This is a genomic window from Tumebacillus algifaecis, assembly GCF_002243515.1.
Lineage (GTDB): Bacteria > Bacillota > Bacilli > Tumebacillales > Tumebacillaceae > Tumebacillus_A > Tumebacillus_A algifaecis.
Window position 1 is genome coordinate 3,618,998 of record NZ_CP022657.1, and the last position, 19,833, is coordinate 3,638,830.

17 protein-coding genes are annotated in these 19,833 nt (G+C 48.8%); 6 read left to right on the forward strand and 11 right to left on the reverse strand.

Annotated features, from left to right (window positions below):
- Positions 1-130: 130 nt before the first annotated feature.
- Positions 131-1,003 carry a tyrosine-type recombinase/integrase gene (locus CIG75_RS15915; RefSeq protein ID WP_094237517.1) on the reverse strand — a complete coding sequence of 291 codons (873 nt, stop codon included), beginning with the start codon at positions 1,001-1,003 and terminating at the stop codon, positions 131-133.
- 221 nt (positions 1,004-1,224) lie between these two features.
- On the opposite strand from CIG75_RS15915, the gene queD reads away from it, so the two are divergent.
- Genes queD through queC form a run of 3 tightly spaced genes read left to right on the forward strand, consistent with a single transcriptional unit; the run spans position 1,225 to position 2,996 of the window.
- Positions 1,225-1,644, forward strand: a complete 420-nt coding sequence (gene queD / locus CIG75_RS15920) for a 6-carboxytetrahydropterin synthase QueD (protein WP_227874259.1) — start codon at positions 1,225-1,227, stop codon at positions 1,642-1,644.
- Complete coding sequence (locus CIG75_RS15925; protein WP_094237518.1) at positions 1,631-2,287, forward strand: radical SAM protein; 657 nt, start codon at positions 1,631-1,633, stop codon at positions 2,285-2,287. The genes queD and CIG75_RS15925 overlap by 14 nt, the downstream gene beginning before the upstream one ends.
- A 4-nt stretch (positions 2,288-2,291) precedes the next feature.
- A complete protein-coding gene (gene queC / locus CIG75_RS15930; protein WP_094237519.1) occupies positions 2,292-2,996 on the forward strand; it encodes a 7-cyano-7-deazaguanine synthase QueC in 705 nt (234 codons plus the stop codon).
- A 139-nt stretch (positions 2,997-3,135) separates the two neighbouring features.
- On the opposite strand, the gene CIG75_RS15935 is transcribed toward queC, so the two are convergent.
- On the reverse strand, positions 3,136-3,396 hold the full coding sequence (locus CIG75_RS15935; protein ID WP_094237520.1) for a hypothetical protein: 261 nt from the start codon (positions 3,394-3,396) through the stop codon (positions 3,136-3,138).
- Positions 3,397-3,812: 416 nt separating this feature from the next.
- On the opposite strand from CIG75_RS15935, the gene CIG75_RS15940 reads away from it, so the two are divergent.
- Positions 3,813-4,460 carry a YHYH domain-containing protein gene (locus CIG75_RS15940; RefSeq protein WP_094237521.1) on the forward strand — a complete coding sequence of 216 codons (648 nt, stop codon included), beginning with the start codon at positions 3,813-3,815 and terminating at the stop codon, positions 4,458-4,460.
- A gap of 541 nt (positions 4,461-5,001) precedes the next feature.
- Here the strand turns inward: CIG75_RS15940 and CIG75_RS15945 are convergent.
- The 3 genes from CIG75_RS15945 to CIG75_RS15955 all read right to left on the reverse strand — a co-directional run bounded on the left by CIG75_RS15945 (position 5,002) and on the right by CIG75_RS15955 (position 8,683).
- Positions 5,002-5,688 carry an ABC transporter ATP-binding protein gene (locus CIG75_RS15945; RefSeq protein ID WP_094237522.1) on the reverse strand — a complete coding sequence of 229 codons (687 nt, stop codon included), beginning with the start codon at positions 5,686-5,688 and terminating at the stop codon, positions 5,002-5,004.
- Positions 5,689-5,702: 14 nt separating this feature from the next.
- On the reverse strand, positions 5,703-8,210 hold the full coding sequence (locus CIG75_RS15950) for an FtsX-like permease family protein (protein WP_094237523.1): 2,508 nt from the start codon (positions 8,208-8,210) through the stop codon (positions 5,703-5,705).
- Between the two features lie 68 nt (positions 8,211-8,278).
- The gene (locus tag CIG75_RS15955) at positions 8,279-8,683 is read right to left on the reverse strand and encodes a hypothetical protein (protein ID WP_094237524.1); all 405 of its coding nucleotides are present in this window, start codon (positions 8,681-8,683) and stop codon (positions 8,279-8,281) included.
- Between the two features lie 236 nt (positions 8,684-8,919).
- Here CIG75_RS15955 and CIG75_RS15960 point away from each other — a divergent pair, with 236 nt between their 5' ends.
- Entirely contained in the window at positions 8,920-9,684 is a 765-nt protein-coding gene (locus tag CIG75_RS15960) for a hypothetical protein (protein ID WP_094237525.1), read from the forward strand.
- Positions 9,685-9,812: 128 nt separating this feature from the next.
- Entirely contained in the window at positions 9,813-10,232 is a 420-nt protein-coding gene (locus CIG75_RS15965) for a VOC family protein (protein ID WP_094237526.1), read from the forward strand.
- 206 nt (positions 10,233-10,438) lie between these two features.
- On the opposite strand, the gene CIG75_RS15970 is transcribed toward CIG75_RS15965, so the two are convergent.
- From CIG75_RS15970 to yfmF, 6 genes are all read right to left on the reverse strand, one after another.
- The gene (locus tag CIG75_RS15970) at positions 10,439-11,701 is read right to left on the reverse strand and encodes an MFS transporter (RefSeq protein WP_157729593.1); all 1,263 of its coding nucleotides are present in this window, start codon (positions 11,699-11,701) and stop codon (positions 10,439-10,441) included.
- A gap of 88 nt (positions 11,702-11,789) precedes the next feature.
- Complete coding sequence (locus tag CIG75_RS15975) at positions 11,790-13,151, reverse strand: coproporphyrinogen-III oxidase family protein (RefSeq protein WP_094237528.1); 1,362 nt, start codon at positions 13,149-13,151, stop codon at positions 11,790-11,792.
- A gap of 1,003 nt (positions 13,152-14,154) precedes the next feature.
- Positions 14,155-15,519 carry a coproporphyrinogen-III oxidase family protein gene (locus CIG75_RS15980; RefSeq protein ID WP_157729594.1) on the reverse strand — a complete coding sequence of 455 codons (1,365 nt, stop codon included), beginning with the start codon at positions 15,517-15,519 and terminating at the stop codon, positions 14,155-14,157.
- 339 nt (positions 15,520-15,858) lie between these two features.
- The gene (locus tag CIG75_RS15985) at positions 15,859-17,103 is read right to left on the reverse strand and encodes an MFS transporter (RefSeq protein WP_157729595.1); all 1,245 of its coding nucleotides are present in this window, start codon (positions 17,101-17,103) and stop codon (positions 15,859-15,861) included.
- Between the two features lie 104 nt (positions 17,104-17,207).
- Positions 17,208-18,491 carry an EF-P 5-aminopentanol modification-associated protein YfmH gene (gene yfmH, locus CIG75_RS15990; protein WP_227874260.1) on the reverse strand — a complete coding sequence of 428 codons (1,284 nt, stop codon included), beginning with the start codon at positions 18,489-18,491 and terminating at the stop codon, positions 17,208-17,210.
- Positions 18,484-19,767 carry an EF-P 5-aminopentanol modification-associated protein YfmF gene (yfmF, locus tag CIG75_RS15995; protein ID WP_157729596.1) on the reverse strand — a complete coding sequence of 428 codons (1,284 nt, stop codon included), beginning with the start codon at positions 19,765-19,767 and terminating at the stop codon, positions 18,484-18,486. Before yfmF ends, yfmH begins: the two co-directional genes overlap by 8 nt.
- Positions 19,768-19,833: the final 66 nt, after the last annotated feature.

Below are 19,833 nucleotides of genomic sequence, written 5' to 3' on the forward strand. Positions count from 1 at the left end.
TATTAGACGCGGGGGAAGCAAAAAAGTTACACAGAAAATCTTGACAAAATTGTGATCAACCTGGCGCACCACAACAGAAAAAAGCCCGTCAACGAACGGGCTTGGCACTACATGATAAAGCAATATATGCTTACAGGTCTAAGGCGCTGATAAACTTCTGATAATCATTCGCTCGCACTCCGGTGACCGGGACCAGCACATCGAGCGAATTGGTGTTTTTCAACCCCAATATTTGCGCCACATGGCCGATGTCAATTCCCTGCTCGATCATGTGCGCCGCAAGCGATCTGCGCAGTGACTGAAGCGCGATATGACCTTCGATTTTTGCATCTTTTGCCGTCTCCACAAAAACCACTTGCAGGTAAGCCAACCGAAGCGCTCGACCTTTGTCTTCGATGAAGACGTTCGGCAGTTTGTCTTTGCGAGAACGGATGTATTTCTTCAACAGATCTTTTAATTTGCGAGAGAAAAAGACGAGCCGATCGCGCTCCCCCGCTTTGTTTTTGACCACCAAAAATAGATCGTCCCAATTGATATCATCCTGTTGCAGACGAGACAGTTCATCCGGACGCAATCCCGATTCATACATCGCCGTGAAGATTGCCCGGCGCTTCAGATCGCCACAGGCGATAATAAACCGCTTCATCTCATCGATCGTCAGCGGGCGCGGCAAAGACAAGATATACGCTTTGCTCTCCGAGATCATCTCATCCATGTCGGGCGCTTCGCCTTGACCTTCGAGGAACTTATAGAAAGATTTGATCGCCTTGAACTTTCTGTGAATCAGTTTCTCCGATTTTCCACCTGCTCGAAGTTCGCTGCCAAACGCTTCGACATCCGCTTCGGCGAGGGCCGCAAATGATTTTTCACTCTTCGCCATAAAATCGGCAAACTGTCCAAGATCGAGCAATACCCCTTGCACCGTTCCTGGCGACTTCTTCTTTTCTTCCAGGTAATTTCCGAACGCCTGGATCTGTGCTTCGTGTTCAGCAGTACCTGCCATCGGTTCCCCTCCACTTTCATTCTTACCGTAGTTATTGTGGACTAAATCAGCTATAGAATGCAAGACTTCTGCCGCACTGTTAAGTCTATGAAACAATTTGGCGTTTCAGAACCTCATATTTCAGGCACACTACGGTAACGCCCGATTTTCCAGTGACGAACCTTGCTGTTTTTTGTTATAGTGGTTGTTGAATCTAATTTGACTGAGAGGACGAAGACCCGATGACGAAACAACCTTATCACAACCGGGAAGTGTCTGTGACTAAGAGCTTCACATTCGACTCGGCCCATCGTTTGGATGATTATATCGGCAAGTGCGCCAACCTGCACGGCCATACTTATAAATTGGAAGTCACCATCAAAGGACGTACCGACCATCGTGGCATTGTCGTCGATTTTGGCGACATCAAGGGCATCGTCAATGAGCAGATCATCGCCAAATATGATCACCGCTTTCTGAATGACCTGATGCCGTTCAACACGACCGCTGAGAACATGGTCTTCCACTTTTTCGAAATCATCGACACCTACCTGAAGCAACTGATTGACAATACCCCGTGTCGCCTGATGAAAGTACGGCTCTGGGAAACGCCGACCGCCTATGCGGAATTGACTCGGGAGGATTACGATGCGGCTGAATGAACTGTTCCTTTCCATTCAAGGTGAGACCTCGTCGGCCGGCTTGCCGACAATTTTTGTGCGCTTTACCGGCTGCAACTTACGCTGTACGTACTGCGATACGAAGTATTCCTATTTTGAAGGCGACACGATCACCCCAGGCGAGGTGATGGACAAGATCCGCGCCTTGAAATGCAAGCGCGTCTGTCTGACCGGGGGCGAACCGCTGATCCAGCCTCGTGCCGAGATGCAGCAGTTGCTCGACCTGTTGGCGGCGGAAGGCTATGAAGTGTCGATCGAAACGGACGGCTCGATCGACATCTCGAAGTTCAAACTGCACGACAAACAACGCTTTATTGTCGATATGAAAGTGCCGTCATCTGGCATGAGTGACAAGATGCACCTGCCCAATCTCCAGCACATCGTGGCGGAACGCGACGAAGTCAAATTTGTCGTGGGCAACCGTGAAGACTATGAGTGGTGCACCCGTTTGATCGCAGAGCAGGGGATCGATCCGAAAGATGGATATCAGCTTGTGTTCTCTCCGGTATATCGGGAGATCGAATTGGTCGATCTGGTCAACTGGATCTTAGAAGATCAGCTCGATGCCCGCTTCCAAGTCCAATTGCACAAGATCGTCTGGGACCCAGACAAGCGAGGAGTGTAAGCGTATGAGCAAAAAGGCAGTGATCATCCTCTCCGGCGGGCTCGACTCGACCACCTGCATGGCGGCGGCGAAAGCGGAAGGCTATGAGTTGTACCCGCTGTCCTTCCATTACGGGCAAAAGGCGGCGATCGAACTGGAGTCGGCCAAACAGGTGGCCGCGTACTACGGTGTGCAAGACCGCCATTTTATCGCCGACCTCAAAGGGCTGATCCGCGGCTCGGCGCTGACCGATGCGGACAAAGAGATTCCGACGCACCGCACGGGCGAAGAGAGCGATATTCCGGTGACCTACGTACCTGCGCGCAACATCATCTTTTTGTCGATCGCCTTGTCCTACTCGGAAGCGATCGGTGCCGAAGCGATGTACATCGGTGTGAACGCCCTCGACTACTCCGGCTATCCGGACTGCCGTGCCGATTTTATCGCCGCTTTCCAAGAAGTGATCAACAAAGGGACGGCCGCTGGCGTTTCCGGCCACCCGATTGCGATCAAAACGCCGCTGCAAATGCTGTCCAAAGCGGGCATCGTCCAGCTCGGCACCGAGCTTGGCGCTCCGCTTCATCTCAGCCACTCCTGCTATTTTGGCACCGACCCTTCCTGCGGAGTGTGCGAATCGTGCACCTTGCGCATCCGCGGTTTTCAAGAGGCTGGCGTGCCAGATCCGATTCCATATGCGGTTGAAATCGATTGGAAAACCCCCGTCAAGTGATGGGGGTTTTTTGTTGTTTGGTGTCGGCCGATGCGCGCAAGGGAATACGAGATGCGGGAAGAAGGGAATGAGGTGTATTCGTTCTGCATGAGCAGGAATAGGCATAAAAAAGCCTCGCCGAAGATCGGTGAGGTTCCCGTTACTCACATCCAATTACAACTCGTTTGAACTCCGCGTAGTCGGTAAGGGTCGCTGCTGCCACCACCCATTCTGAGAGGCGCTCCGAGTCTTTTTCATGGGTCACTTTGGTGACGATCTCGTCTTTGGCGAACTTTTTGGCAGCCAGGATTTTCAGCAAGTCCTCCAGTTTCCCTTCAAGCTTCCCCTCGATCTTTCCTTCAATTTTTCCTTGTTGCCTGCTTTGTTTCACGGCCTCGACATTGAGTACCGATTTTACCATTTCATGTACCTCCTCAGATATCAAGCTATTGTAGTCAAAAAATTTATCTGCGTCGCGCACACATTATGCAAAAATATCGATGTGAAAATGGTCCGTGATGACTGTTTGGCTGACTTTAGGATGTAGTTATACATCGGTCGTCGCTCCGTCCCCTCCTAGAAATAAACGAAGTAGTCGTGTTCCTCCCATGCCAGGTCTTCGTTATGTTAGACTCGCTAGACAGCTAGAATTCCCAACACACCAATATCGCACAATTATTATTTGTGAATATGATACAAACAAAAGAATCCGTATAAAAAGCCCAAAGAGTGTTTTTAATTATATAAAAAGAAAATGATTACATTACAGAAATCATCTAACAAATATGGTATATTTTAATCAGAAGCAAAAAAGATTATTTTGTTATGGAGGTATCTATGAAAAAAGCATTAGCACTTACACTTGCATTATCGGTTATCCTTCTGCCAGTGACCACATCTGCACACCCAGGTCGAACAGACAAAAAAGGTGGTCATACCTGTTATACGAACTGTGAAAAATGGGGACTAAAATATGGAGAGTACCACTTTCACAATAGCGGCGGCTCTTCTTCCGGGGGGTCTAGCTCAGGAGAAAGTGGTAGTTCTTACACCTCACCTATCACAGCTCCGAAAGCGCAGTACAACGTTTTTCAATACACCGCGTACCTCAACTCATTCGGATCGCTCGAAGCAGCCATATCCTACGCTAAAAACTACAATTCAACAAGCGTTGTAAATATTGATTCTGGAGTTATGACATGGGACAATTACCGCTCCCAAGTTTTCCAATACAACAAATACCTTGGAGACTTCAGTAGCCGTACCGCAGCGATCGCTTATGCCAAGAAATTCGACCATACAAAAGTAATTGACCTTGAAAGCAAGAAAATCTTCTGGCATAACTGGCCTCGTGCCGTTTACCAGTACGACAAGTATCTACAATCCTTCAGTGATCAGTACCAAGCACAGAAATATGCGAATCTATGGGACCATGCACTGATCGTCGATACCCTGACAGGCGAAGTAGAAAAAATTAATTGGTAGTGAAAAAAGGGGCCAGTCACCTGTCACCTTACAGACAAATTCCCAAACATCACAAGACCGCCGGGACGCCCTCTGCTTAACATCTATTTTCAAAAATTACTTATTGGTGCTCTTCGTTGTGTTGTCCGTTATTTCCTGGGAGACCACTCAATACATTGTTTTTTCATAGCCTTCAAACATGAAAAAGAACCCTCAACTCTTCAAAGGGTTCTTTTTCATGATTTTTCTTCGACCTTTCTCTCCAAAAACCTCCTTCTTCATTTGTTAAATTACTGTTCTAACATCCACAATCTTCACACCCACCCGAAATAGTTTTTAGCTAGATCCCCACAATCGTAAGACAGTTACAACCAATTGGCCTCCTCCGACATTACCTCCACCCATTCATTCTCAACTTCCCTAACTCACTAACACTAAAATCACCCCTGAAGCGCACCACCTCTTAACAAGAAACGGGCAACCACATTTGGTTGCCCCAGAAGTAATGCGAGCGGTTCTTGTTGCTTGAGCAACCACTTGAAACACGCTCGAAAATCGATTTTTACGGCAACACTACGGAACTTGAAAGATTGCCACTGCGAATTTCCATTTGCATATCACATCGAGACGCAACCTCTGGATCGTGTGTCGCGATCACGATTGTCAAATTCTCTTCTTTCTTGAGTTCACATAATAGGTCAATGATCGAATCTCGCGTCTGACTGTCAAGGTTCCCCGTCGGTTCATCGCACAACAAAATCTTTGGAGAATTGATGAGGGAACGGGCAATCGCAACTCGTTGCTGTTCACCACCCGATAATTCTGATGGTAGATGATGCAGCCGCTCTGCCAATCCGACACGTTCGAGCAATTCTTTTGCAACAGCCTCCACTTGGGAAGCGCGTTTGAGAGGAATTTGCGGCACACACACATTATCCAGCGAACTAAATTGCGGAAGGAGATGGAAATGTTGAAAAACGTAGCCCACCAGATTCCTCCGCAACTCCTCTTGATTCGTACCAACTGCGGACAAGTCTTGACCGTTAAGACGAATCGTCCCAGAAGTAGGTACATCTACAAGCCCCATCAGATGCAATAATGTTGTCTTACCAGAACCTGAAGGGCCAAGCAGCGCGACCATCTGCCCTTCTTCGACTGCAAAACGAATACCTGATAAAACAGAAATTGTTTTCTCGCCACTTGAATACGTTTTCGTAAGATTCTCGACCTCGATCATCGTCTTTTTCATTTGGTTGCCCTCCCCTATACAAGTTCCGAAGTGAATTTGTTGATCACTCGTGAAGAGACAAACAGTAAGAAAGCGATCCCTACTAGGAGCACTCCGCCTTGTGTGTATAACGGCACTGGAAATTGATCATAAAACAACAGGAAGGTAAGCCATGCGATACCGATCGAAGCAACAATCCCCATTCCTAAAAGGAAAAATAACTCCCCAAGTATCAGAGTGGAAACATGCTGTTTGCCCCAGCCGACGATCCTCAGAATAAACACTTCTTGTTTGCGTTTCCACAAGAGCGAACGGGTGGCCTCCCAAACTCCGTAGCAAGTCATCAACAAAGTTGCGCTCACCACCACCCACTGGTACGCATTGGACGCCGCATTAACTTCCATACCTAGGAAGGTCGTACCGATCTGATTCTGTTCAGCAAGGGTCAAATTAAGAGTAAACATGGCGACCGCTCCAGAACTCACGATCAGGGCGATTGTCCACACATTATAAGGTAGCTGACTCAGCATATTCCCCAAAATCATCGTCAACATCGACCGTGGCTTGATGCTGTTTTTCGTGAGTCCCCCTTCTTGCCCCAGACGAGTACCACGATGGAGCAACCGCGAAACCAAGATCCACGCAGTCAGCAATTGCAACAACACCATCAAGAACTGAATCAAGATCGTAGATCCCCAGTATTCCTCGCTCCCAAACCACGTGTTAAAGAAAATCGATGTCACACATGCCAAAACACAGGAAATTCCAACTTTCATACACCATTCCAGCATGACCAATTTACGGATTTCTTGCTTCTTCCATCCAACCATGCGCAACAGTTGAAACTCCCGTTCCCGCACCAAAAACTGAGTCTGTGTGTGAACCACCGTGTACACGACGACAATAACGAAAAGCGCCGCCGTTATCCAAATAGAAAGCTGGTTCACAGCTTGTACGAGCAAGGTCGCAACGCCTAACGTGGTCCAAGTTTCCTCCACTTCTCCAACTGCTGGATAGTCGCTGACTTCGGGAACATCGACCACTACAGGTTGTTTTGACGCACCTGCAACAATATCGGTATGTAGACCTGTGAGTTGCTGGATCGCTTTCGAAATTTGGATAATCTTAGATTCAGCAACCGCGTCGTACTTTTGAATGCCTTCCACACGAACACGAATTGCATCGATCGGTTTTTCACCTTTCAGGAAGGCGGCCGCTTCAAGATTGGTCAGCGCTGCTGCCGGAACAGGCAAAAATGTGTTCGGAGATGTACCAGAAGTAATGGCCCGTTCAGACCATTTTATCGGTGAAAATGAATAGATTCCTAGTGGGCTCGGATTCAGATTCGTCGAACTGATTTGGGCGGATTGATAAGTCCCGACAACATTCGGCTTGAACATCAAGTCTCCCAAAGAAGTAGCATCATCTTTGCCCATTTGCATCAGCTCTCGGTAATACGTTTTTCCATCCTTAGTAAATGGCTTCAGGATGTAAGAATCCTCTTGCTCTGCCACATTGTATTCGAGGCGATTTGTGACATAGTACGAGGAGGTTTTAAGAAAGGAATTGACTCCGTTTGTTTTTCTCGAAATTTCGCCTTGCTTTGAAACAGCAAAAAATGCAGATTGAAAGGGCTTCACTTTGCCGAGAAGCCACTCCTGAGTATGGCTCGGTTTTTCGGCCAATACATCGGGGAGTAAAGATCCCAACATGCCTGTATTTTGTAAACCAGAAAGTCGATTGCTAAGTTCCTGCGCTGACTTCGCAGAAGTACGAGTTTCAACGAGTGCTTTTAACTCCGGAGATAGACTTTCATTGACAAGCAACGGTAGTTGAGGTACCTGCGAACCGTTTGCTAGTTTTGCGTAAGGCAAGTTTTTAGGTAACGTGGGTAACTGGTAGTTTTCATACGCAAGTAGCTTCCCTTCTTCGTCCGAATCAACACCAACGATCAGATTGTAGGTTTGTGGAAGAGAAAAGCCTACTTTTTCGACCACTTCATTAGGTCCCACTTCCATCCCCATCGCTCGGTTGGCATAAAACGAAGGTCGTTCATTGGGTAAGGTGAGCATATAGGTCGTCTCGAGATCGTTATTGGAGAGCGGCAATCCATTTTCTTTATAGATTTTCACTGTGGTTAAAGTGGGAGATTGCCAAACAGAGCTTGGCAGTTCCAACTCAACACTTCCAGTATCGTTTGTAAAAAAGCCTACGACAGAGACGGGAGCCGCAATCTCGATGCCGCTAATTTTTTTTATTTTTTCATAATCGGCAATCGAAATTCCGCCCATTCCTCCGGTTAAATAATTTTCCTCCACTTTTTCATCCGATTCTGCATTTTCCTTTTGTGGGCGCTCAGGGCGCACCAAGATATCGTAACTGCCTCTGGCAAACATCGCGATCGATTGATCGGTAGCCAATTTTGTTGACTGCAAACTACTGATGGAAGCGGGAATCGAGGCCAGCAAAAGAGTGAGCAAAAGTATCGATGTGATAAAGGTCCGTGATGACTTTTTGGCTGACTTTATGATGTAGCTATACATGGGTCGTCTCTCCGTCCCTTCCTAGAAATAAAGGGAGAAGCGGGGCTTCTCCCTATTGCTAAAATATTTTACCAATTTTTTACGTATATATCTCTCCAATCCCAACTGCTCACTCCACCACTGTTTGTATTCAACTGAATACGGTAAATATTCGCAGAGCCATACAACCAACGCCAAGTCTTCGTTTTGTTATAGCCACTATATCCGCTGGAATTCCCATCACCCCAATAAATCGTACTGCCAAAGAATCCATTTCCTCCATCCCAGCTACCAGTACCATCCAGATACAATTGGTTGAAGTACGGTTGACTTGTTGAAAGAGTTGTCGTTACATAATCACCGCCCTCAGGAGCGACTAGAGAATTCTCATATACAGTCTTTTGATCGACTACCGTTCCAGCAAAAGCAATGCTACCACCAGAGATTGACAGCGTCAGACCTAATGACAAAACCAGTAGAACTGCCTTTTTCATAAAATCACCTCTATTTTTTTATATATGAAATATATTATTTTAATAGTATTTTTTTGTCAACGCCATATAAATGACTATATTTCTACTCTTTCCATACACTGTAAACCACATTTGACAAAATTTAGATACGATAGTAACTTAACTTCATCATCTCTCGTAGTAGGAAATTTATTGAACACGAAGCAAACTGTACAACGTATGTCCTTCCACATCTCCATTGAAGCGGTATCTTCGCTATGAACATCAGGCAACGAACGGCCCTGATCATTGGAGTAGCGATTTCCGCCCTTTTGCTCGGTTGCACCGATGAGACGGCGCAAGAGAATACATCTGTCCAGCAAGATCCGACGCCAAGTGCTTCTCAGGCTCAAAAATTGCTCAGCATCAGAGCGAACTACGCACCACCCGAGAAAAAACAAACACCGACTCAGTCGGCACTTCATCAATTGGTGTGGGAACTATCCAACTCTGAGAAACGCTCCCCAACACCGCAAGATATACAGTGGACGACCACGTTCTTACAGAACAGCGTGGTCATGCTGAAAGTTCCTGTTACAGACCCGTGGTTCAATCTGGTATTTCTTTCCCAGCAGGAGCAGGAATGGACCATGTTTGGATATGCGAATCTCCCTGTCACCACGGATCGAATGAACTCATCGAAAAACGGGCTCAACTTGCCGATGAATAGCTTTAATTCCGCCCATTTGTCCGACAGCACGAACACCCACTTCATCTGGGCTTTTTTAGATGAAGCGAAACATGTGGTCATCTGGAAATATCCACATACTGCCCCGTTCTCAGTCAACGCGAACGCCAAGGTTGTTTCGATCAACGGACGAGAAGGTTGGTATGCCACCCAAGAAACGGACAGTGGATACTTGTACTACATCGAACAAGGTCACGTCGTTTGGCTGACTGGAAATGTGACCGAAAGTGAATTGTTATCGGTTGCAAGGTCACTACCTAGCTCGACATCACACTCCTTTCCTTACACATACTAGCTGAATTAGCCGCATGAGATTCCTACCCGATCAACGCACGCCTTGTCCTTGTTTTCGAATTGGAAAAATGATACAATAGATCTCAGTTGTTACTTTAACAATTTACTTTTCGTGAGGAGCGAAGTGAAGTGTCTATTGATGCTTATCTGAATTTTAATGGAAATTGCCGTGAAGCGGTGGAGTTTTACACCGATGTTTTCGGTGCTGAGAAACCTCAACTCATGACATTTGCAGACATGCCGCCGCATCCCGATTATCCGCTCGCTGAAGAATCAAAACAACTGATCATGCACACTCAGCTGACCATCGGCGGAAGCAGAGTGATGTTTTCAGACGTAATGCCCGAGATGCCTTTTGTAGTTGGCAACAACATCAGCTTGGCTTTTGTAACGGACAACAAGGATGATATTCAATCCGCCTTTGAAAAGCTGAAAGTAGGCGGCACTGTTAATATGGAACTGCAAGAAACGTTCTGGAGCAAATACTTCGGCATGGTGACCGATAAATTTGGCGTGGGCTGGCAATTGAACTTGAACGTTGAGGAGTAATAACGGCTCAATCCTATTTTCCACATGGATTGCCGTGTAACCAAAAGGCGACGCTTCCGCATCGGAGGCGCCGCCTTTTTGTGCACTTCGAGGTATCTGGGTGGGATGTCTGCTCGCTGGCAGTCCAAACTCCCTCCTGTCGCATCACAAAAAACGGATTCGGAGCTCGCCTGCCCCGAATCCGTCTTGCCCTACCACGACCTCATCTACACCGCCTGCGTCTCTTCTCCCACCGACTCGCGGTACAGTTTTCCCTTCAGCCACAGGAATAGCACCGCTGCCGACACGACGCAGATCGCCGCCAGCATCCAGCCGCCGATGGCGCTCGGGATGTAGCCGCCGATAATGGAAAACAGCGGCAGGGAGATGCCGTACGCCAACCGAGACATCGACAGCCAGGTCGCCACGACTCGTCCGCGCAGTTCCGGTTTCGAGTAGGTCATCAGCGAGGTTTCTGTGATCACGTTTACTTTGGATTGGAAGATGTTCGCGAGCAGCATCACCGCGAAGAACAAGTACCAGTTGTGAATGATAAACATGCATCCAAGCCCGATCCCATACAACATGTTGGATGGGAAGTAGATCTTGAAATACGAACTGTCGTCAAACTTGCGCTTTTTAAAATACTGCTTGAGCAAGACCGCCCCGATGATATAGGCGACGGCCGTCACCGAGTAACCGATGCCGACGCCCGCGTCACCCGCTTGCAGTTCGTTCAGGACGTAAAGCGGGAACAGGATATAGATAAATCCGAGACAGAAGTCACGGAAGAATTGCAGCCAGAACACGCTGACCAATTGCGGGCATTTTTTTACATACTCGATCCCCTCTTTGACCTGTTGCAGATAAGGCAGGCGCGCCGCTGACTTTTTCTCCATCGGGGTGTACTTGATCAGCGCGATAAACACAGCCGATACCAAATAAGAGAACGCGTCAAAATACAGGATGTTCACAGCGCCGACCCACTGGGTCAAAAAGCCACCTATGGCGCTGGCCAGCACCATCATGGTCGAGTTGAGCAGCGCAAACGACGAAGTGGCTGCGATCAAGTTTTGCTCCTTCAAAATCTCGGGAATCATCGAGGTCCGCGCCGGAGCGAAGGCGGCCGATGCGAACGCGCCAAACGAGATACAGGCGTAGATCACCCAGATGTTCTCCATCATCACACCCGCAACGATCCCAAGCGTCGAGATCGTACGCAGGATGTCTACCCAAATCATCAAGCGCTTCTTGTTCCAGCGATCGACAAACGGCCCCATCATAATGCCACCGAACAGCACCGGCAGGACACTGGCGATGAACAGACCTCCGATCGAGGAGGCGGTAGGCACGATGGCATAGATCACCGAAATCAGCGCGATCGTTTTAAACCAGTCGCCAAACAAGGAGACCATCTGCCCGAAATAGAGCATGGTAAAATTGCGATTTTTAAACGGAGACGGCAATTTCTCCGTCGTCGCTGTAGACATGTCGAACCCCCCTTTTCCAAAATGATAAACGGTCAAGTGACAAACAAAGACCAGCATGAAGCGAGCGCCTCTTCATGCTGGTGAACGCCTATTGAATCACGGCAAGCTCCGTGTTCTCGTAGAAGTCTCGATCCTTTTGCGTATACTCGACATATCGGTCATACGTCTTCTTCTGATCTTCCGGCAGCAGGTCGATCATCACATGCATATACCAGATCTTGCCGAGTTCGGTCAGTTTGAGCAGCCCGTCTTCTTTGATGACCAGCCCCATTTTTTCAAACTTTTCGATCTTTTCCCAATACTCGGCTGGCAAGTCGAGCTGGCTCAGGTACTCCAGCGATACTTTCATGTGTTTCGGGAAGTAGATCAATCCTTTTTCTTTCGCATCATACTCTTTGGCACGCATGACCGGCAGGGTGCCGTTCTCCACCGCGCGGATGTACTCATCAGTCCTCACGCTGTTCGAATGCGAGATACCGCTCAAGTACGAAGCAGCCGCCTGACCGCAGCCGATGTATTCGTCTTCGTAGCTGCCGTAGATCGTCGCCCCAAATTTGAAATCTTTGTACGCCGCATCCTTTTTCGCAAAGGTGTAAATATGCGTCTGCTCGTACCCATGATTGAGCAGATAGGAGTTGACGAACTGATGTTGAAGCACCTTGTCGTCCGCTTTCGGCGGCGCCGGCACCCGACCGTCTTTGATCATGTTCAGGAAGCCTTTGGAGGTGACGAGATATTCGAGCGGGTAGACGTCAACACTGGTCGTCCCAAGTTCGCGCACACTCTCAAGGTCCTCATGCAATTGCTCGATCGTCTGCCCCGGCAGTTGATAGAGCAGGTCCATATTGTACGCTTTGAAATACTTCTCCGCCAGTTCTCGCGTTTGCTTGATTTCGTCAAGCGAAGCGGTCAGGTTGAACAATTTGCGGTAGTACGGATTAAAAGTTTGAACGCCAAAGGAGATCCGATTGACACCGTTCGCCGCCATCGCTTTCAGCTTGTCTTCCGAAGCGCTCTTCGCCTCGACTTCGAAGCTCCACTCGATGTCATCTTTTAACGTGAAATTCTCTTGAATCGTCGTGCAGAGGTCTTCGATCATCTTCGGAGACAACACGGAAGGCGTGCCGCCGCCAACATAGATGGCATCGAGCTTGAACTGTTGGATATAGGGCGTGCTGGCGATGGCTTTCAACTCTTTGAGCAGCGAATCCACGTAGGGCTGCAATTTGTCTTGGTAGTTCGTCGAACGAATGAACGGACAGAACGTGCAGATCGTGTCACAGAACGGAATGTGCACATAAAGCGACTTCGTTCCTGGCAACGGCGTACGCGCCGAGTTCAAAAATTGACGAACGGTCTCCACCGGTTCCGGCCCCTCTTGGATGAACGGATAGAGATAGTTCCACATGTTTGGCAGTTTTTTGTAAGGCAAAGCGCTATGCTGCGACATCTTTGTAAGTACCCCCTTTTCTTGGTCAGAGGCTGACAGGGGTTGCCCCCCTGTCAGCCGAATATGTGATCACAGATTCTGGCGCCTATGTTACGCAGCTACGATGATCCACTCACGCATGTTCTCTCCCCCTTTCAAATAGCATCGGCGCAGCAAACGCACGTTGAAGATACCATCCATGCGCGCATCCCTTTGCGCTTTCCTCACCATCTACGAGGTCGAACTTTTCAGAAGATTACTCGATCGTCACGCCTACGAGAATCCACTCACGCATGTTTCCTCCCCCTTTCATGAAGCTACGGCGCAGCAAACGCACGTTGACGATACTAAGCCATTCGCGCATTTCTTTTCACGTTCCTCATGAACGATGCGGCAGCGCTTAGAAACCTTTCGTATCTCCGATAGGAAGCCAATTTTTCATCTTGTGTCCCCCCTTTCACGAGATGAGTCAGGATTGTCATACACCACTACAGTTCAACTACAGGGATCCATTCTTTGATCATGCCGTACACCCCCTCTCGTTTCGCCTGCGGTGGGACGATTAAAATTCCACATCAGATGTGCCTACAGAGAGCCATTCTTTGATCATTACGTACACCCCCTCGTTTTGCACATGATCGGTTGAGAGTTATTTACTTCACCGCCACCAACCGTGGAACTGTCACACACCACTACGCTTCAACGACAGTGAGCCATTCTTTGATCATCCCGTACACCCCCTCGTTTTGCCCATGATCGGTTGAGAGCTATTTACTTCACCGCCACCAACGGTGGGACTGTCACACACCATTACGCTTCAACGACAGTGAGCCATTCTTTGATCATCCCGTACACCCCCTCGTTTTGCTTACGTTAGATATGTATTTAAGGCTAAAACAAATTATCACACGTCAGTTGAATTATTAACCGGAAAATATTTTATTAAATAACATAAATCCCTTCCTCTCTTCACAATCAGAAAACCCGGACTGGTAGTCAGTCCGGGTTCCGTGTCTGTTCCTGATTAGGTAAACACGATCAATTCATCATCAAACGTGAAGTCTGCACGCTCGTTCAACTGGGAGGAGATCCGGTCATGCACTTCGCGGGTGCGCTCCGGCAACATTTCAATCATCATGTTCATATACCACGGCTGGCCTTCGCGAGTCAGCAAGAGCCGGTTACCTTCTCGTTTGATCAAACCTTTTGCTTCGAACTGGTCGAGCAATTCATAGTAGCGGGCATCCAACTCATGACGGTCGATGTCATCAAGATCGATCGACATCCGTTTGGGGAAGTAGATCAAGCCTTTCTCACGTGCATGGTAGTCGTTGACGATCTCGACAGACAGCCCGTTTTCTTCGACCGCACGGAGATAGTTTTCCACCGTGTCAAAATTGCGATAGACCATGCCCGCTTGGTAGGAAAAAGCGGAAAGTCCTGCCCCGATACACTCATCTTCGTAGTGACCGTACAACGTCTCACCGAACATGAACCGTTTGTGTTCGGCATCTTGGCGAATAAAGGTATAGATGAACTCCTGCTTGTAGCCGTGCTCAACGAGGAATTGGGTCACCGCCTCCTGCTGAGCCACCTTTTCATACGCGTTCGGCGGCTTGGGAATGCGTTCATTTTTGATCGACTGCAGGAACCCTTTGGAGGTGATCGTGTAGTCGAGCGGATACGCATCAATCGAGGTGGTATTCAGTTCAAGCGCATGTTGCAGATCTGCCTGAATCTCTTCCCATGTCTGACCTGGCAATTGGTAGAGCAAGTCCATGTTAAATCCTTTGAAATACTTACCTGCCAGCTCCCGCGTGCGTTTGATCTCATCGTGCGATGCTGTCAAATTGAACATTTTGCGGAACTTCGGGTCGAAAGTCTGAACACCAAACGAGATGCGATTAACACCCTGTTCGTGCATCGCCTTCAATTTGTCTTCTGTCGCGCTTTTCGCTTCCACTTCAAACGTCCATTCGAAACCGTTTTTCAGTTTGAAGTGGCTGTGGACCGTCTCACCGATCATGTGGATCTGCTCTGCCGAAAGCACGGAAGGCGTTCCGCCGCCGACGAAGATTGCATCGAGCGCTACTCCTTGAATGCGCGGGGTAGAGGCGATGAGCTTCAGCTCTTTGATCAACGCATCCACATACGGCTGCAATTTATCCTGATAGTTGGTCGAACGGACAAACGGGCAAAACGTGCAGATCGTATCACAGAATGGAATGTGCATGTACAGCGTCTTCTTGCCACGTTGAGGTGCTGGCGTTTGTAAAAATTGACGCACATGCTCCACCGAAAGATCAGAACGCTTCAGATAGGGGTAGAGGTACACCCACATCTTAGGCAACGCGTGAAAGGGGAGCTCTTTTGCTCCAGAATCGGACATGTTCATGGCCTCCTCGTCTTTTCTCATCACATCTTCTATAAATGAACTCTATGAGCATACCCCTCGTATCAGAATAGCAAGGAGAGGAAAAAATTCCCTCTCCTTGCTCCAGCAGCAGTTCATTTCTGAACGACTCTCTAGTTCTCGATAATGATCCAGTTACGTTCGTGGATGATCCAAGACATGTCTTTCACCTCCTAAAAATATAAATGAATATTGATCACATAAATATTATAATCTTTCATTTTATTGTTTTCAATATAAATTATAAATTAAATATTTATCTACAAATTGTGACAGGCCCCCAAAAAGAAGAACCCTTGTCATGACAAGGGTTCTTTAGGCATGCATTGTCGATTTTTCTTTTGCTCTGTCACCTAGCGCCGCTTTCAACCACGGGGAGACAAGGAGTGCGGAGATCACACAGACTCCAGTCAGAATGTAGCCACCGATGTGCGTCGGAATATAGACGCCGATCACCGAGAATAACGGGAGCGAGATCGCATAGGCGAGGCGCGAAGCGGTCAGCCAGGACGCGACGACACGACCGCGGTTGTCAGCTCTCGAGTAGGTCATCAGCGACGTTTCGGCAATGATGTTCACACCTTGCGAGAAGATATAGGTTACGACGAGGGCGACCAAGAACCAATACCAGCCCGTCATGGAGAACATCACACCGAGTCCGACCCCGTAGATGATATGGCAAGGGAAGAAGATCTTGAAAAAGGCGCTCTCGTCAAACGGTTTTTTCTTAAAATACCACTTGATCAGCCATGCGCCGATCAGATAAGCGACCGCCGTCATCGAATAGCCGATGCCCATGCCCGTGTTACCCGTCTGCACCACTTCGAGAATGAAGATCGCAAAGAGGATGTAGACATACCCGAGCACAAAGTCACGCGCAGCTGTGATCCAAAATACAGCGACCAACTGCGGGGTGGCGCGGACATAGTCGTACCCTTCTCTGACTTGCTGCCAGTACGGCGGGCGGACTTTGACCTCTGTTGGCTGGGGGTGATAGCGCATCAAGACGATACAGACGGCCGCAAAGAGATAGGAAAATGCATCAAAATACATGATCGGATAAGGGCCGACCCAGTCGGCCACAAAACCGCCGAGCGCGCTTGCAACAACCATCGTGATCGAATTGAGGATCGCAAAGGAGGAAGTTGCTTTGATGATCTGCTTTTCTTCGACGATCTCCGGCACCATCGCCGTGCGCGCAGGCTGGAAAGCGGCAGAGACGAGGCTTGAGGCGACGATCAGCGCATAGATCAGCCAGATGTTCTGAAGATAGACCCCGTACACGATCATCAGCGTCAACACGAAGCGCAACAGGTTGCTCCAGATCATGATTCGCTTTTTGTTCCAGCGATCCACAAAAGGTCCGACAAAAATACTGCCAAACAGCGTGGGCAGGATCGTGGCGATAAACATGCCGCCAACTGTAGCGGCCGACGGGTGCAGTTCGTATAGAATGACAATCATCACCACGCCTCGGAACCAATCGCCAAACAGGGAAACGAGTTGACCCAAGTACAGCAGCGTGAAATTGCGATTGTGAAACAATGAAGGCTCTTTCACAGCACAGCCCCCTTCTTTTATTTTATAATCATCTATTAAAAATAAAAATACCAGCAACAGGGCAAAATCCCTGCATGCTGGTACCATTTTCTTCATATTTCTTTTTATTTTGGCAAAACGATCGAGACGGTCCGCATCTCTGGATCGAGATGTTCACGTAGACGCTGGTTGACCTGCTCCAACGTCAAGCTTTCCATCACGCCAATGATGTCGAAGAAATCCGCATCGCGGAACGTATAGCTCGTAAAATAACGGGCGAGGGCACGCGCCGAATCGAGCGCCGCCACCATTTGACCGACCATCTTGCAACGGGCCCGATTGAAGTCCTCCTCCGAAACGCCATGTTCTGTCGCTTCGGCAAATGCCGCTTCGACCACCGCCAACACGCGATCCGGATCTTTCGTATTACCGCCGAAGATGGAGTGGGCAAAGCGCGGAGTTACATCATAGGACCAGCTAAAGCGTTTGTCGATGATGCCCTCCTCGTACATGCGGTTAAAGAGCGGCGAGCTTCTCCCGATCAGCGCTTCCAGACCGATCGAAGTCGCATACTCGTTGATGATCATCTCTTTGCCAGACACACGGCTCATGTCTTTGAAACCAAATTGCATAGAAGGCATCGAGATCAGCATTTTTTCTTCGTGGCGCGCACGGCGAACAGGGGTCGGCTCATTTTGGATAATGCGCTCGATCTCCGGCTGGCGTTTGAAATCTTTTGCCGCCTGGTTGTCACGAATCAGCGCATGAATGTGCACCGGGTCAACATCCCCCACCACGACCACCGACATGTTGCTCGGATGGTAGAACGTGTTGTAACACTTGTACAGGGTATCCTTGTCGATCTGCTGAATCGTATCCACCGTTCCGGCAATGTCGATGGCGATCGGATGCACCTGATACATCCCTTCGATCAGATTGAAATAAACGCGCCAAGCGGGATCGTCATCATACATGCGAATCTCCTGCTCGATGATCCCTTTCTCCTTTTCGACGTTCTCCTCGGTGAAGTAGGGCTCCTGCACGTAGTTGAGCAGCGTGGTCAGGTTCTCATCCAGGAAATCGGTCGAAGAGAACAGATAGGCGGTCGTATCAAACGAAGTGAACGCATTTGACATCGCGCCATAGCGGGCGAACGTTTTAAACACGTCTTCACCGCTCTCCTGTTCGAACATCTTGTGCTCCAAGAAATGAGCGATGCCGTCCGGAACGATCGTCGGTTCGTCGGCACCGGGCACAACAAACTCACGGTCGATCGAACCGTATTTTGTGGAGAACATCGCGTAAGTTTGCTTGAATCCTTCCCGCGGGATCACGTATACGTTTAGCCCGTTGTCTAGTTGATCGTGGAAAGCGCTCAGTTTCAGTTGTTCATTGCGAATTTCACGCACCGTGGTTCCCCTCCTCATTGCGAAGCGTATAGATCGTGTCAAATTGCAGGCCTTGCGCCACGCGGACGACATCTTCGACGGTGACTTTTTGGAACGCTTCGATCATTTCCTCGCGCGTGCGCACGCGACCAGCGATCAGGCCGTTTAAGTGAAAATCGGCGAACGACGTCGGGGTATCCATCGCCGTCTTGTAGGCGTTGATCAAAGCAGAGATCGTGAACTCCATCTCCTCAGCGCTGATGTCGCCTTTTTTGATCGTTTCAAATTGCTCACGGATGATATCCACCGCTTGGTCAATCTTGTCAAATTCCACGCCGGCATAGACGCTGATGATGCCTTTGTGACCCTCGAGTCGAGACATGCAGTAATAGGCCAACGAGTGCTTCTCGCGGACGTTGACGAACAGTTTGGAGTGCGGGAAAGCACCGAGCACGCCGTTGCAGACATGCATGGCCGCATAATCATCCGACTCCCAAGCCACGTTGCTCCATACACCGATGTTCAGCTTGCCTTGGTTGATGGCCAGGCGTTCGACCACCTCTTTGACCTCATGCGTTTCATGCTGAACCTGCACAGCTTGAAAATGCAACTGCGGGTCGCGCTCCATGTTGAAAACGCTAAAAATATCTTGAACCACTTGGTCGATCTCCACGTCTCCGATCACATAGATGTGGATCGGTGCCGTTTTCAACAACTCTTGGTAGACCGCATAAAGCGATTGCGGGGTGATCTCATCGATGCGTTCCTCATAACCCAGTCGCGGAATCGCGAAAGGTTCCCCTTTGGTCATCTCTTGGATGCATCGCTCACCTGCGTAGACGATCTTGTCATCAATTACGGCTGCCAACCGTTTTTTGTGCTGTTCTTTCTCCGCCTGCACATACTCAGGCAGGAAAGCGCCGTCTTCCAATCGCGGACGGAGCATCACATCGGAGAGGATGCCGAGCGCCTTTTTGAACAGACCTTCGCCTTGTTTGAGAAATTTTTCATTGGGGACGTTCATCGAAAAATCGACCACTTGGCGCTCCCCTTTTTTGTCGATGATAGCAGACAACGAGGCGCCATACAGTTCGTCAAGCGCAAGTTGGAGCTTCTCGGGTGTCGGATATCGTTCAGAGCCACGATTTAACAGATAGGGAAGCACGGCCAATGGCGTCGCCGTCTCCTCGCGCAATTCTTGGGTAAAGGTCGCCACAATCGTGTTCATCCGGAACTTGTCGGTTGGCAAAACATGAACATAGATGCCACGTTCCTCACGGGTTTGAAACTGATTCATTGGGCTGTTCATCCTTTCGTATTCCGAGCCTTCAGGCATACTTATATTACTGAATATGTTCTCATA

Coding starts and splice junctions, on each gene's coding strand:
- CIG75_RS15915 (WP_094237517.1), bottom strand. CDS start 1,003: ATGGCAGGTACTGCTGAACACGAAGCACAGATCCAGGCGTTCGGAAAT.
- queD (WP_227874259.1), top strand. CDS start 1,225: ATGACGAAACAACCTTATCACAACCGGGAAGTGTCTGTGACTAAGAGC.
- CIG75_RS15925 (WP_094237518.1), top strand. CDS start 1,631: ATGCGGCTGAATGAACTGTTCCTTTCCATTCAAGGTGAGACCTCGTCG.
- queC (WP_094237519.1), top strand. CDS start 2,292: ATGAGCAAAAAGGCAGTGATCATCCTCTCCGGCGGGCTCGACTCGACC.
- CIG75_RS15935 (WP_094237520.1), bottom strand. CDS start 3,396: ATGGTAAAATCGGTACTCAATGTCGAGGCCGTGAAACAAAGCAGGCAA.
- CIG75_RS15940 (WP_094237521.1), top strand. CDS start 3,813: ATGAAAAAAGCATTAGCACTTACACTTGCATTATCGGTTATCCTTCTG.
- CIG75_RS15945 (WP_094237522.1), bottom strand. CDS start 5,688: ATGAAAAAGACGATGATCGAGGTCGAGAATCTTACGAAAACGTATTCA.
- CIG75_RS15950 (WP_094237523.1), bottom strand. CDS start 8,210: ATGTATAGCTACATCATAAAGTCAGCCAAAAAGTCATCACGGACCTTT.
- CIG75_RS15955 (WP_094237524.1), bottom strand. CDS start 8,683: ATGAAAAAGGCAGTTCTACTGGTTTTGTCATTAGGTCTGACGCTGTCA.
- CIG75_RS15960 (WP_094237525.1), top strand. CDS start 8,920: ATGAACATCAGGCAACGAACGGCCCTGATCATTGGAGTAGCGATTTCC.
- CIG75_RS15970 (WP_157729593.1), bottom strand. CDS start 11,701: ATGTCTACAGCGACGACGGAGAAATTGCCGTCTCCGTTTAAAAATCGC.
- CIG75_RS15975 (WP_094237528.1), bottom strand. CDS start 13,151: ATGTCGCAGCATAGCGCTTTGCCTTACAAAAAACTGCCAAACATGTGG.
- CIG75_RS15980 (WP_157729594.1), bottom strand. CDS start 15,519: ATGTCCGATTCTGGAGCAAAAGAGCTCCCCTTTCACGCGTTGCCTAAG.
- yfmF (WP_157729596.1), bottom strand. CDS start 19,767: ATGAATCAGTTTCAAACCCGTGAGGAACGTGGCATCTATGTTCATGTT.